Here is a 12854-nt window from a genome sequence, read left to right as displayed (position 1 = left end):
GCAATACAAGGAATAACCCATGCACAAGAATCTCGCGCTGTTCGATCTCGATCACACGCTGCTGCCACTCGACAGCGACCAGGCCTGGAGCCGCTTCATCACGCGGGTCGGCTGGCAGGAGGACGACGCGCATACGGCGCTGATCGACGAGCACTACGGCCACTATGCGGCCGGCACGCTCGACATGGACGCGTATCTCGCCGTGACGCTCGCGCCGCTCACGCGCTACTCGCGCGAGCAACTCGAACGCTGGCATGCGCAGTTCATGCACGAGGTGATCCGGCCGGCGATTACGGCGGAAGCACGCGCGCTGGTCGACCGGCATCGCGAGAGCGGCGACCTGTGCTGCATCGTGACGGCGACCAACGTGTTCGTCACGCGGCCGATCGCGGCCGAGTTCGGGATCGAGCATCTGCTCGGCATCGAGCTCGATACCGACGACGGCACGCCGGCCGGGCAGTTCACCGGGCGCAGTGTCGGCGTGCCGAGCTTCCGAGAAGGCAAGATCGTGCGCACGGCTGCATGGCTGAGATCGCTGGGTTACATACCCTCCGATTTCGAACGAACCTACTTCTACAGCGATTCGATCAACGACGTGCCGCTGCTCGACTACGTCACGCATCCGGTCGCGACCAATCCCGACTCGAGGCTCTCTCAGGTGGCCGGCAAACGCGGCTGGCCTGTCATGAAGTTGTTCTGATTCGGGCGCTACTCTCTGCTGTCCATTTTCATGTCTGGAGGAGAAATGAAAGACGGAGCACGCAGTATTCACCCCGATCAATCAGGAATCCGATTCGAATCGAATCGGAAGCATGTCGTCCCGCCTCGCCGTGCGGCAAGCCATATGCCGCCCTGGCGCGGCGTTTTCATGATCGCGCTCCTGTGCACGCTGGCCGCTTGCGGCGACGGCGACCCGGGCGCCGCGGGCACCGTCGCCGCCGCGCGCGCGCCGGCATCGGGGCCGGCATCCGCGCCGGTCATTCACTGCGCCAGCGAGTGTCACTGACCGGCACAAGCCCAACCCGCCACCCAGGAAAAGCGATCATGCAAAACAAACCCACGACACGACGTCAGTTCCTCACCGATGCGCTGAAGCTCGCAGGCGCCACCGCCGTCACCGGCATGCTTCCCGAAAGCATCCTGCGCGCACAGTCGATCCCGGCGGCGACCGTCACCGGCACCCTCCAGGATGTGCAGCACGTCGTCATCCTGATGCAGGAGAACCGGTCGTTCGACCATTATCTCGGCACGCTGCGCGGCGCACGCGGCTTCGGCGATCCCCGGCCGGTCGTGATCTCCAGCGGCTATCCGGTCTGGCGCCAGCCGTCGGCGCTGTCCTACGTGTTTCCGTTCAACCCGTCGCCGCCCGTTTCCGGCGTCGCGAACGGCGACACGTACTACAACGACCTGGATCACACCTGGAGCGGCACGCACAGCGCGTGGAACAACGGCCGCTACGACAACTGGGTCGCGGCGAAGACCAGCGGCACGATGTACTACTTCACGCAGAACGACATCCCGTTCTACTACGCGCTGGCGAGCGCATTCACCGTGTGCGACGACTACCACTGCTCGATGCTCGGCCCGACGGACCCGAACCGCCTGTATCTGTGGACCGGCTGCTGCGGCAACGTCGCCGGCTATTCGCCGTATACGACCAACACGATGACCGGCACCGGCTGGACCACGATGCCGGAACGCCTGAACACGGCCGGCGTCACGTGGAAGTTTTACCAGGACAAGGGCAACGGGCTGGACGCCGGGCATGGCTATGGCGAATCCAACGGCTCCAGCAGCGATCTCTGGTGGAACGGCAACTACGGCGACAACGTCATCCTGAACTTCAAGCAGTACCAGAATCTCGGCGCCAATGATCCGCTCGCACCGGCGCTCAACGGCACGCAGGTCGACCCGACCGGCGGCGGCACCGAATACGACACGAATCTGTTCAGCCAGCTGCGGGCCGACGTCGCGAACGGCACGCTGCCGCAGGTGTCGTGGATCGCCGCGCCTTATGCGTATTGCGAGCATCCGTCGTGGGCCGCGAGCGGCGGCGAATGGTATGTGAGCAACGTGCTCAATGCGCTGACGTCGAATCCGGCGGTATGGGCCAGCACGGTGCTGCTCGTGATGTACGACGAAAACGACGGCCTGTTCGACCATATGCCGCCGGCCGTTCCGGCGAGTGCCGCCGCCGGCACCGGCCGGTCGACGATCTCGACGGCCGCCGAATTCGTCGCCGGCAGCGGTGCCGCATCGGACGGCTCGGCAAGCGGCGACGTGCCGATCGGGCTCGGCCCGCGCGTGCCGATGTTCGTGATTTCGCCGTGGTCGAAGGGGGGCAAGGTCAACTCGCAGGTCTTCGATCACACGTCGGTGATCCGCTTTCTGGAGGCGCGCTTCGGGCTGCAGGAGACCAACATCACCCCGTGGCGTCGCGCAGTCTGCGGCGACCTGACGTCGGCGTTCGACTTCGCGAATCCCGACCAGACGATTCCGGCGATTCCGGCAGCGGCCAGCAACATGAATCCGAACGGCTCGACGGTCCCGATTCCCGCGGCGACCACCACGGCGGTCCCCGCGCAAACGGCTGGCCGCAACACGGCGTGCCGGCTGCCGTACGAGTTCTTCGTCCAGGGCCGGGTCAACCGGTCCGGCAAGACGCTCGGGTTGACGATGACCAACACCGGCGCAGCCGGCGTGCATCTGCAGGCCTGGGTCGACGGCACGAGCACGACACCGCGGCAGTACACGATCGGTGCCGGCACGGGGACGTGTCTCACGGATTCGCTCGCGCTGAATTCGGGGGGCGGTTACGACTATTCGATCTACGGACCGAACGGGTTCCTGCAGACGCTGCGCGGCAACATCGGCGCCTCGGGAAACGCGGGTTCGACCGCCGAAGTCAGCCTCTGCTACGACGTGCAGAACGGCAACGTGCAGATCACGCTCGACAACTCGGCCGGCTCGAGCGCGACGACGTTCCAGCTCGTCGACAACGCGTACGGGATGAACAGCGCGCAATCGGTCAGTGTGCCGGCCGGCGCGACGCAGGCCGTCACGTGGTACGGCGACGCCGGCTGGTACGACGCGAGCATCCGCGACGCGAACGACCCGAACTTCCTGCGCCGTATCGCCGGCTGTGTCCAGACGCAATCGGGCACGTTGCTGACGGATTCGGCAATCGGTAACACGAGCGGGAAGTTCGTCCCCGCGCTGGCGTCGCAAGGGTCGTCGTACGGGACGCTGCGGTTCGACTACGTCGTGCCGCCGTGGCGCCACAGCCCGAAGAACTGGGTCGGCATCTATCCGCGCGGCGCGCAGCCGGCCAAGGGCGGCTACAAGTCGTGGGCGTACCTGCCCAAGAGCACCGGCTCGCTGCTGTTCTCGTCGACCGCGAACAGCACGCTTGCATCGGGCCAGTACGATGCGTGGCTGCTGTTCGACGACGGCTACACGCCGCTTGCAGGCCCGATCGCGATCAGCATCTGAGGTCGCGGCGGCTCCGTCGTCGTTTCCGGACCCGGCCGATGCGCACCCGTGACGCGCGCCGGCCGGGCGCCGCGCCTAGACGAGCAGGTCTTCGTAGAATGCGCCGAACGCACGCGTCGGGTGGGCGATCTGGATTTCGAGGATCCACAGCCCGGCGGCCGGCGCGGCGTCGAAATCGCCGAGGTTGCCAGCCTTGTAGATCGCGTGCGGGAAATCGCTGACGCGATGGCCCTTGATGTCGACGTTCAACCGGAAGCCGTGCGCGTCGGCGCGTTGCGCCGCGAACTCGTACAGCGCGATGCCCGCGCAGCCGGTGGTTCGCCAGTGATGCTCGACTTCACCGTAGATCACGCCTGCCGCACGCGCACAGGCATGCATGTCCGGATCGTCGCCACACACGAACGTCGCGCCCGCATCGCCCTCGTGCTTCGCCCAGACGGCGCCGAGGTCGATGAAGAAGATGTCGTCCGCGGCAAGGACGGGGTCCGCCACCGAGCGCTCCTTGAACGTGCGCAACGTGTTTTCGCCGAAGCGGACGAGGACCGGATGCCAGATCCGGTCCATGCCGAGTTCCTTCAGCACGCTCAGCCCCAGCGCGTTGGCCTCCGATTCGCGCATGCCGGGCCGGACGCCCTTGGCGATCGCGTCGACGGCCTGCCATGTCATGGTTCTTGCATGCTGCATCGCGTCGAGCGAAAAGGCTTCGCCGACGGCTTCGCGTTGCGTCGAATTCAAGAGCGTGCTCCCGGGCAATGAATGTGGGCGGATCGAGTGTCGCCTCGATATGCACAGGAGAATATATCGATTTTCGAACCGGTGCCGTGTCGCGTTTCGTCGCGCGCTACAGCAATACGGGCGCTCCCGAGAGAGCGCCCGCCCGTGGGTGATGCGTCGATCAGAACTTGTGACGCAGGCCGATGCGCGTGACGAACTGCGTGTTCGCACCCGCGTTGCCGATGAACGACCCCGACGAGCCGATCTCTGCCTGGACCGGCACCGCGCGGCCGTTGATCGTATTGCTGCCCGACGCCTTCTGGTAGGCCGCGCTCACGTACACGTCCGTGCGCTTCGACAGCGCGTAGTCGACCGCGGCGTTGACCTGGTGCCACTTGCCGTCAAAGCGGCCGTCGAGCTTCGAGAACGTGTAGCCGAGACCGCCGCTCAGGGCCGGCGTGAACGCATAGCGGCCACCGATTTCATAATTGTTCAGCTTCGACGACTCGCCCGACAGCGGCGTGAACTTCGTATGCGTCCAGTTCGCCCACACGAGCGCCGCCGCGATCGCATAGCGTGCGCCGACACCGACCGTCTCGAGATCGCGCAGCCCGAGCGTGTTGATGTTCGCGATGCTCACGCCGAACGCGGGCGTCGCGCCGTTCGGAAAGCGGATGTTCGTGTACGCGGCGCCGATGCCGAACGGCCCTTGCGCGTAGTTCGCGCCGAAGCTGTACGCGCTCGACGAACCCTGCGAGCCGTTCGCGCCGGTCGTGGTCGGCGTGCCCGCGAACTGCGTCGAGTTCGAGAAACCGTACATCGCGCCGAACGTGAGGCCCGCGAAGTTCGCGCTCTGGAACTTCACCGCGTTGTTGATGCGGCTCGACGTGAGCTGGTCGAGATCGTTGATGTGATACGCGTAGTTGCCGGCCGGCGTCTGGCTGCCCATCGTGTAGTTCGCACCGATGTAGTCGGTCGAGAACGAGTACTGGCGGCCGAACGTCAGCGACCCGATCCCGTTCTTCGACAGGCCGACGAACGCCTGCCGGCCGAACAGTGCGCCGCCCTGGCCGATCGTGCCGTCGCCGCTGCTGAAGCCGTTCTCCAGCACGAACAGCGCCTTCAGCCCGCCACCGAGATCCTCGGTGCCGCGGATGCCCCAGCGGCTGCCCGATGCCACGCCGTCGCCGTACTTGACGAGCTTGTCGTGCCCGCCCGTCGTCGCGACCTTGTTCGAATACGTGATACCCGCATCGATCAACCCGTAGAGCGTGACGCTGCTTTGCGCATGCGCGGCCGCGCCGAACATCCCGAGTGCGGCCGCGGCCACGATGGTCTTCTTCATGTTGCTTCCTTTTGTTGTGGACGCACGCGCCTGCGTCGCAGCGAAACGCGCGGCGTCTTGACGAAAAACCGTATGACGGACGAACGCAAGCCCGCTCACCGACGGAACGCCGGACGCGCCCATGCCTCATGCGTGCGCACGATGTTCCGATTCGATGCCAGTGTGGGCTTGCGGAAGCGGCATGCCGCAGGGCGGCCGCTCGTGTTGCAGCGCCGGGAAGCGTGCGCACCGGTTGCGCATGCCGTGACGACGCGTTGCTCCGGCGATGCAGGTCAGAATCTCTTCCGGCTTTCGTGGAGCGGGTGGACGACGTGACGCCTGACGGCATCACGACCTTCGATATATTTTTCGGAATATATCGAGTTGTCACCAAACGGTAAACAATTATTCGGGTTCCTGTCGTCTTTCATCCACAGGCGACCGCGGGCGAACCGGAAGCGGCGACGGGCTGCGCGGCGGCCGTCATCGCATCGCGTCGCGTCGCACCGGGCCGGCGCCGAATTCCAGCATAATCAGGCGTTTGATCGCGCACCCCAGCCCGCGCACGTATGCCGCAAACGTGTGCGCGGTCGTCGGGTTCACGGCTCGCGTGCCTTCGACCGCCGGAAACGCCGCCGGTCTGTGCCGGTTTCGCGCGCGGCGAATTGTGCAGGTGCAGAACACGAAGAAAGACAATCGATGCGATCCGGCATACCTCACGGCGCCGGCGATCGCGTCACGGACAGAACCACACCCTCCCGCGAAGACAGGACACCGACATATGGACCGAGCCGAACACATCAGCATCGAACCGGCGCTCGCGCTTGCCGCAGACGAACTGGACGGATGCGATTTCTCGTTCGACATCGCATGGGAATTGAACGCGCCGTATCAGGACTTGCTCGATCTTCGCGCGCTGCCGGTGCGACGCAAGGACTACGGCTTCGATCCGGCCGGCTGGGCGGACGAGGCGTCGGGCAAAACGGCGCTCTTTCGCGCGACGGCCGGCGAGCGGCTCGCCGGGTTCGTCGCGATCGAGGAGAGCTGGAACGGGATGGCCGAGATCGCGGAGCTGGCCGTCGACCGGGATCATCGACGCCTCGGTATCGGACAATTCCTGCTGGCGGCAGCGGAAGCCTGGGCGCGCAATCACGGGTTCGGCTTCATCCGGCTGGAAACGCAGGCGAACAACGTCGCGGCCTGCTCGACGTATGCGCGTGCCGGCTTCGCGCTCGGCGGCCACGACCGCTTCCTGTATGCCGATGGCGAGAATGCCGGGGAAGTCGCCCTCTTCTGGTACAAGGACCTGCGCGACGGGCAGACCGCACGGAGCCGCACGGTCGATCCGGCATCGGTGCCGCCGGTGCGTTGACGCACCGCCGCCACCCGTCACGTCGTTGCCGCGTTACTTCCGCGTCGCCACGATGAACAGGCGCGGAAACGGCAGCAGCACGGTGCCGTCGTCCTGCACCGGATAACCGCCCGGCCCGGCGAGCGCGTCGCGATAGCGCGCGAGGAATGCGCGCTGTCCGGCGTCGTCGAGCGCCGCGAGATACGGCCGCAACGCGCTGCCCTTGAACCATTCGACAATCGCATCGGCGCCACCGCGCAGCGCGTGGTAATAGGTCGTGCGCCACACGTCCACGCGCGAACACAGCGGCGACAGCAGCGCGTAGTAGTACCGCGCATCGAACCGCTCGGTACGCGCCGCACCTTTCAGCCGGTCGGCCCACGGCCCGGCCGCGGCGACCTCGCGCATCAGCCGGTGCGCCGGTTCGTCGAGGTTGTCGGGCATCTGCACCGCCAGATGGCCGCCCGGCGCAAGCCGGCCGACGAGCGCCGGGAACAGCGTGTCGTGCGCGGGCACCCATTGCAGCACCGCGTTCGACAGGATCAGGTCATAGCCGCCCGGATCGTCCCACGTGGCCACGTCGGCGATATCGAAACGCAATGCGGGCAGACGCTTGCGTGCGGCCGCGATCATGTCCGCCGACGCATCGATCCCGTGGATCGTCGCGTCGGGCGCACGGGCAATCAGCGCTTCCGTCGAATTGCCGGGCCCGCAACCGATATCGATCGCGGTATGGATCGGCGTCTTCGGCACGGCGGCCAGCAAATCGCGCACCGGCCGCGTGCGTTCGTCTTCGAACTGTACATACTGGTTCGCGTATTGATCGAGTGGGGTCGTCACGCTATTTCTCCTGGTCGGCATGAGCGGCTGCGGCGCATCCGGGTGCGGGATACCGGGGGCCGCCGATGCAGCGCATTCTGCGACTGCCGCCAACCTTCAGTAAAATGAATTTAATATCGTGATTGATTCAAAATTCTGATGAAGATCGATACGCTCGGTGTTCAGGCCTTCGTCGCAATCGCCGACGGCGGCAGCTTCCGGCAGGCAGCCGATACGCTGCACGTCACGCAAACGGCGATCACGCAGCGGCTGCGCAAGCTCGAATCGTATCTCGGCGTCGCACTGGTCGAGCGCACGACGCGCCGCACCACGCTGACCGAGATCGGCCGGCGTTTCCTGCCGCAGGCGCGCCGGCTGCTGAACGAGCTGTCCGACGCGCTGACCGAAATCCGCGAGACGGGCCTGAGCCAGCGCGGCGACGTCACGATTGCATGCGTGCCGACGGTCGGCGTGCAGTATCTGCCGCGCATCCTGCGCGCGTTCTCCGGGCACCGTCCGCACGATCGCGTGAAGATCCTCGATCACGCGTCGGCGTCGGTGCTGCAGGCCGTGCTGCGGCGCGAGGCCGAATTCGGCATCAGCATCGCCGGCGACCAGCACCCCGAACTCGTCAGCGTGCCGCTCACGCACGATCCCTATGTGCTCGTGTGCCGCGACGATCATCCGCTCGCGAAGCGGCGGCGCATCCGCTGGGCGGCATTGCAGCCGCATCCGCTGATCTTCGCCGGCGAAGTGAGCGGCAATCGCGGGCTGCTCGAAGGCGCGCTGAAGACGAGCGGCGTGTCGTTGCATTCGTTCTACGAGGTGCAGCGCAGCTCGACGGCGCTCGGGCTCGTCGCGGAAGGGCTCGGCGCGGCCGTCGTGCCGAGGCTCGCGATCCAGAAGAATGCGTATCCGATGATCCGCACGATCGAGCTCGTCGAGCCGTCGGTGTCGCGCACGCTCGTGCTCGTCACGCGCAAGAACGCGCAACTGTCGCCCGCGGCGTGCGCGCTTTACGACATGATCGTCGCGCGCGCGACACCCTGTCCATAGTGTCAGTAGCGCGTCACGAAGCAGCGCCTTAGGGTTAGTATCGGCACATGCGGCCGCCACGAACGGCGCCTACCCGGTGGCGCACGCGTGATGCCGCCGCTGCAACGGCCGTTCCTCACCCCTCTGCAAGGAGCACTGCATGGCCTATCGCAACTACCACAAGCGCAAGATTGCAGACCGGGAACTCCATCCCGAAACCCAGATGATGTCCTACGGCTACGATCCGTTCCTGTCGGAAGGATCGGTGAAGCCGCCCGTGTTCCTCACGTCCACGTTCGCGTTCCGCACGGCCGAGGATGGCGCCGAGTTCTTCGACGTCGTGGCCGGGCGCAAGCCGTCACCGGAAGGCGAAGGCGCGGGCCTCGTCTACAGCCGCTTCAATCACCCGAACCTGGAGATCGTCGAGGACCGCCTCGCGCTGCTCGACGATTCCGAAGCCGCCGTCGTCACGTCGAGCGGCATGTCCGCAATCGCCGCGATCCTGCTGACGTTCCTGCGGCCGGGCGACTGTGTCGTCCAGTCCGTGCCGCTGTACGGCGGTACCGAGACATTGATCTCGAAGTTCCTGCCCGAGTGGGGCATTCGCTCCGAAGCGATCGCCGACGGGCTGTCCACCAGCGCGATCCGCGCCGCGCTCGAAGCGGCCGCGCAAAAGGGCAACGTGCGGATGTGCTACATCGAGACGCCCGCCAACCCGACCAACGCGCTGTTCGATCTCGAAGGGCTGCGCCGCGAAATCGACGCGTTCGAGGCGCGCCACGGCTATCGCCCGCTGTCGGTCTGCGACAACACGCTGCTCGGGCCGCTGTACCAGAAACCATCGCGGCAAGGCATCGACCTGAGCGTGTACTCGCTGACGAAATACATCGGCGGGCATAGCGACCTCGTCGCCGGCGGCGTCACGGGCGCCCGCGACCTGATCACGAAAATCCGTTCGGTCCGCAGTACGCTCGGCTCGCAGCTCGACCCGCATTCGTCGTGGATGATCACGCGCTCGATGGAAACGCTCGTGCTGCGCATGCAGCAGGCCGCACGCAGCGGCAGCGCCGTCGCCCGCTGGCTCGCCGGCAATCCGCATCGGCCGGTGCGCGTGCTGCACCCCGAGCTGATCGACGATCTGGCCTACCAGGCCGTCTATCAGCGCCAGTGCAGCGGGCCCGGCTCGACGTTCGCCTTCATCCTCGACGGCGGCCGCGAGCAGGCGTTCCGGTTCATCAACCACCTGACGCTCTTCAAGTCGGCGGTCAGTCTCGGCGGTACGGAATCGCTGATCTGCCATCCGGCGTCGACGACGCATTCGGGCGTGCCGGCCGATGCGCGTGCCGCGGCGGGCGTATCGGAAGGGTTGATTCGCGTGTCGGTCGGGCTCGAACATCCGGATGACCTGATCGCCGACCTGTCGTACGCGCTGGAGCATTGCTGACGCAGGCGGCCGGTGCTCGATAGCGGTTCGCACGGAAGGCGCGCCGGTCGGTGCGGCACGCAATCTGCAACGCCTGCTGCGCCGGCATGCCGGCGTTCGAGCGGCAGCGTCGCGTTGGCACAAGGCATCGCACCATGAGCACCACGCGGCATCGATACCGGGTCACGGATCGTCAAGACGCGTTGTTCGCGACGACGACGATCGCGCATCTTCCGGGGCCGGTTCGTCGATCCGGTCCGTCTTCCCGGCTAGGTCCGGAAGGCGATCGCCGCGAAAATCCGGCCGCGAGAAGCGAGCCGGTGGCAGCGATTCACAGTACCTTCACCATGAATACGCGCGATGTCCCTTCCGGCTCGCACGGCACTTCGCCGAACGTCTCGTAACCCTGCTTCCGGTAGAAGTCCGGCGCCTGGAACGAGATCGTGTACAGCACCGCGCGCGCACAACCGCGCCGCTTCGCTTCCGCTTCGGCCTCGCGCAGCAGCCGGCTGCCGAAGCCGCCGCCGCGCAGCGATTCGGGCAAATAGAACAGGTCGATGAAGAACAGGCCGAGCGATGTGCGGCCGGTGAGGCCGCCCAGAACCTCGCCGGTCGCGGAATCGGTTACGTAAACGTCGAGCGCGGCCGCGTCCGAGCGCCCCGTCATCGCATGGTTGAATTCGCCGAGCCGGCGGCTGATGAAGTCTCGGGCGGCCGGCTGCTCGGTGTCGGTCAGTCGGAGGGTGACGTCGGGATGGGCGGTCATCGGGCGAATGCGTGCGTGAAAGGGGCCGCCGGGCATGCAGCAACCGCGGCGGGCATCGCACGACTATAGCGCGTCGCCACGCGACGTGGCGACCGCGCCATTGCCGTGCGACATCGCGCCCCGCCACACGCTCACGCCGCCGCGAACGCCGCCTTCAGGTCGGCCATGCGGCGCCGCTCGCGCGCGATCATCATCCGGTTCACGACGATCACGCCGATCGTCACGGCCGTGATGAACAGCGTCGCCAGCGCGTTCATCTCCGGGTTCAGCCCCAGCCGCACGCGCGAGAACACCACCAGCGGCAACGTCGTCGACCCCGGCCCCGACAGGAACGCCGACAGCACCAGATCGTCGATCGACAGCGTGAACGACAGCAGCCACCCCGACAGCAGCGCCTGCGAGATCAGCGGCAGCGTCACCACGAAGAACACCTTCAGCGGCGTCGCACCCAGATCCAGCGCGGCCTCCTCCAGCGACTTGTTCATCTCCTTCACGCGCGACTGCACGATGATCGCCACGTACGACACGCACAGCATCACGTGACCGATCCAGATCGTCACCATCCCGCGACCCTTCGGCCAGCCGAACATCTGCTCCAGCGCCACGAACAGCAGCAGCAGCGAGATGCCCTGGATCACTTCCGGAATCACCAGCGGCGCGTTGATCATCCCCGTGTACAGCGTGAAGCCCTTGAAGCGGCCGAAGCGCGCGAGCACGAAGCCCGCCCACGTGCCGATCACGACCGACGCGGTCGCCGTCAGCAGGCCGATCTTCAGCGACAGCCACGCGGCCGTCAGCAGCTCGTCGTCCTCCAGCAGCGCCGCGTACCACTTCAGCGAGAAGCCCGACCACACCGTCACCAGCTTCGACTCGTTGAACGAGTACACGATCAGGCTGATGATCGGGATGTACAGGAACAGGAAGCCGAAGGCGAGAACGCCCGTCGACAGCGGTTTGCTCGGCTTGATCATTTCGCTTCCTCCAGTTCCTTGACCTGGTAGTACTGGAACAGCGCCATCGGCACCAGCAACAGCAGCACCATCGCGACCGTCACCGCGGACGCCATCGGCCAGTCCATGTTGTTGAAGAATTCATCCCACATCACCCGGCCGATCATCAGCGTGTCGGCGCCGCCGAGCAGCTCCGGAATCACGTACTCGCCCACCGCCGGGATGAACACCAGCAGGCTGCCGGCGATGATCCCGTTCTTCGACAGCGGCAGCGTGATCCGCGTGAACGCGACCCACGGCTTCGCGCCCAGGTCGTACGCGGCTTCGAGCAGCGTCAGGTCCATCTTCACCAGGTGCGCGTACAGCGGCATCACCATGAACGGCAGGTACGAATAGACCATCCCGATGTAGACGCCCGCATCGCTGTGGTACAGCCGCAGCGGCGTGTGGATGATGCCGAGCGCGATCAGCGTGTGGTTCAGCAGGCCGTCGTCCTTCAGGATGCCGATCCATGCGTACACGCGAATCAGGAACGACGTCCAGAACGGCAGCATCACGGCCATCATCAGCACGTTGCGGCGGTTCGGTTCCGAGCGCGCGATGTAGTACGCCATCGGGTAACCGATCAGCAGGCACAGCACCGTCGACACGGCGGCCATCTTCAGCGAGCTGAGGTAGGTCGCGATGTACAGGTCGTCCTGCAGCAGGAACGCGTAGTGCGACAGCTGCAGCGCGAAGTGCACGACGCCGTCCTTGATCTCGACGAGCGACGTGTACGGCGGAATGCCCATCACCTGGTCGGCGAAGCTGATCTTCAGCACCAGCACGAACGGCAGCGCGAAGAACACGGCAAGCCACAGGAACGGCACGCCGATCGCGACGCTGCGGCCCGACGGCAGGAAGCGCGACAGCGCGGCGAAGCGGCCCGGGCGGGCGCGGCCGGCGCCCGTACTCGCGGCGCCGGACGACACCGGCGCGGA

At 66.2% G+C, this 12854-nt stretch carries 13 protein-coding genes; 6 read left to right on the top strand and 7 right to left on the bottom strand.

The annotated features are described in order from the left end of the window. Positions 1–19 precede the first annotated feature (19 nt). The 3 genes from BLA15945_RS21515 (at position 20) to BLA15945_RS21505 (ending at position 3492) form a co-directional block, all read left to right on the top strand. Positions 20–700: an HAD family hydrolase gene (locus BLA15945_RS21515; protein WP_174993311.1), complete on the top strand. Its 681-nt coding sequence runs from the start codon at positions 20–22 to the stop codon at positions 698–700. Positions 701–868: 168 nt separating this feature from the next. After that, the gene (locus BLA15945_RS37710) at positions 869–1006 is read left to right on the top strand and encodes a hypothetical protein (protein WP_233464268.1); all 138 of its coding nucleotides are present in this window, start codon (positions 869–871) and stop codon (positions 1004–1006) included. A 38-nt stretch (positions 1007–1044) separates the two neighbouring features. Beyond that, entirely contained in the window at positions 1045–3492 is a 2448-nt protein-coding gene (locus tag BLA15945_RS21505) for a phosphocholine-specific phospholipase C (protein WP_174993309.1), read from the top strand. A 75-nt stretch (positions 3493–3567) separates the two neighbouring features. Here the strand turns inward: BLA15945_RS21505 and BLA15945_RS21500 are convergent, their stop codons facing one another. The 3 genes from BLA15945_RS21500 to BLA15945_RS21490 form a co-directional block, all read right to left on the bottom strand. Beyond that, entirely contained in the window at positions 3568–4227 is a 660-nt protein-coding gene (locus BLA15945_RS21500; protein ID WP_059237798.1) for a M24 family metallopeptidase, read from the bottom strand. A gap of 160 nt (positions 4228–4387) precedes the next feature. Then, complete coding sequence (locus BLA15945_RS21495; RefSeq protein WP_059240835.1) at positions 4388–5551, bottom strand: porin; 1164 nt, start codon at positions 5549–5551, stop codon at positions 4388–4390. 462 nt (positions 5552–6013) lie between these two features. Then, the gene (locus BLA15945_RS21490) at positions 6014–6226 is read right to left on the bottom strand and encodes a hypothetical protein (protein WP_174993304.1); all 213 of its coding nucleotides are present in this window, start codon (positions 6224–6226) and stop codon (positions 6014–6016) included. Positions 6227–6311: 85 nt separating this feature from the next. Between BLA15945_RS21490 and BLA15945_RS21485 the strand changes: the two genes are divergently transcribed. Next, positions 6312–6902 (top strand): GNAT family N-acetyltransferase, encoded by a 591-nt coding sequence (locus BLA15945_RS21485; protein WP_174993308.1) that lies wholly within the window; start codon positions 6312–6314, stop codon positions 6900–6902. Positions 6903–6935: 33 nt separating this feature from the next. Here the strand turns inward: BLA15945_RS21485 and tam are convergent, their stop codons facing one another. Then, positions 6936–7721, bottom strand: a complete 786-nt coding sequence (gene tam, locus BLA15945_RS21480) for a trans-aconitate 2-methyltransferase (protein WP_174993307.1) — start codon at positions 7719–7721, stop codon at positions 6936–6938. A 138-nt stretch (positions 7722–7859) separates the two neighbouring features. On the opposite strand from tam, the gene BLA15945_RS21475 reads away from it, so the two are divergent. Both BLA15945_RS21475 and BLA15945_RS21470 read left to right on the top strand, forming a co-directional pair. Then, positions 7860–8756 (top strand): LysR family transcriptional regulator, encoded by an 897-nt coding sequence (locus BLA15945_RS21475; protein ID WP_059237801.1) that lies wholly within the window; start codon positions 7860–7862, stop codon positions 8754–8756. A 139-nt stretch (positions 8757–8895) separates the two neighbouring features. Then, on the top strand, positions 8896–10179 hold the full coding sequence (locus tag BLA15945_RS21470; RefSeq protein ID WP_059237802.1) for a cystathionine gamma-synthase family protein: 1284 nt from the start codon (positions 8896–8898) through the stop codon (positions 10177–10179). Between the two features lie 310 nt (positions 10180–10489). On the opposite strand, the gene BLA15945_RS21465 is transcribed toward BLA15945_RS21470, so the two are convergent. The 3 genes from BLA15945_RS21465 to BLA15945_RS21455 form a co-directional block, all read right to left on the bottom strand. After that, complete coding sequence (locus BLA15945_RS21465) at positions 10490–10924, bottom strand: GNAT family N-acetyltransferase (RefSeq protein ID WP_174993306.1); 435 nt, start codon at positions 10922–10924, stop codon at positions 10490–10492. Positions 10925–11055: 131 nt separating this feature from the next. After that, complete coding sequence (locus tag BLA15945_RS21460) at positions 11056–11895, bottom strand: ABC transporter permease subunit (protein WP_059232999.1); 840 nt, start codon at positions 11893–11895, stop codon at positions 11056–11058. After that, on the bottom strand, positions 11892–12854 hold a 963-nt coding region (locus BLA15945_RS21455; protein ID WP_233464267.1), incomplete at its 5' end, for an ABC transporter permease subunit. The genes BLA15945_RS21455 and BLA15945_RS21460, both read right to left, overlap by 4 nt.

It is taken from the genome of Burkholderia arboris, from assembly GCF_902499125.1.
Lineage (GTDB): Bacteria > Pseudomonadota > Gammaproteobacteria > Burkholderiales > Burkholderiaceae > Burkholderia > Burkholderia arboris.
This window is presented reverse-complemented; position numbering and strand designations above follow the sequence as displayed.